The sequence below is a fragment of the Acinetobacter sp. NIOH-H-8 genome (assembly GCF_046635365.1).
Lineage (GTDB): Bacteria > Pseudomonadota > Gammaproteobacteria > Pseudomonadales > Moraxellaceae > Acinetobacter.
On the sequence record NZ_JBHDVN010000278.1, the window covers coordinates 1 to 410 of the forward strand.

The 410-nt window shown below is 51.5% G+C and carries 1 protein-coding gene; it reads left to right on the plus strand.

Annotation, left to right across the window (positions count from 1 at the left end; genetic code table 11):
- Window positions 1-205: 205 nt before the first annotated feature.
- Window positions 206-410: hypothetical protein (locus tag ACEWB7_RS18225; RefSeq protein ID WP_411581120.1), on the plus strand; the 205-nt coding region annotated here is incomplete at its 3' end.

The following is a 410-nucleotide window of genomic DNA, read 5'->3' on the forward strand; positions in this document are numbered from 1 at the left end:
GGTCGGGACATCCACAATCCAGCTCTCGATTTGCTCTACGGTGGCAGTCATTTTCTGTTCCTGATGAGATATATAACTTTTTGTACCCACATCCATAACGGGGGTCTGTGCCATTGACAATAGGGTTCAGCCTGGCGGATGGTCAACGGCGATAATCGAAATGTTGTGCGATTATCGACGCGTTTGTTAAAAGACGGTTATTAATGTGATCGTGGTGGTAAAACCGGCACAATTCAGCGCGCCCCATTTTGCGCAAGGTATAGTGATCTGCCGTGAGCTTTACGCTGCAACGGAGAAGGATGCGATGAGCGACAATATCCCCAATACGCTGAGCGCCAGGCAGGCCGAGCACGACCCTAACTTTATGCTATCTCTGGCCCGCGGGCTGGAGGTCCTTAACGCCTTCACCC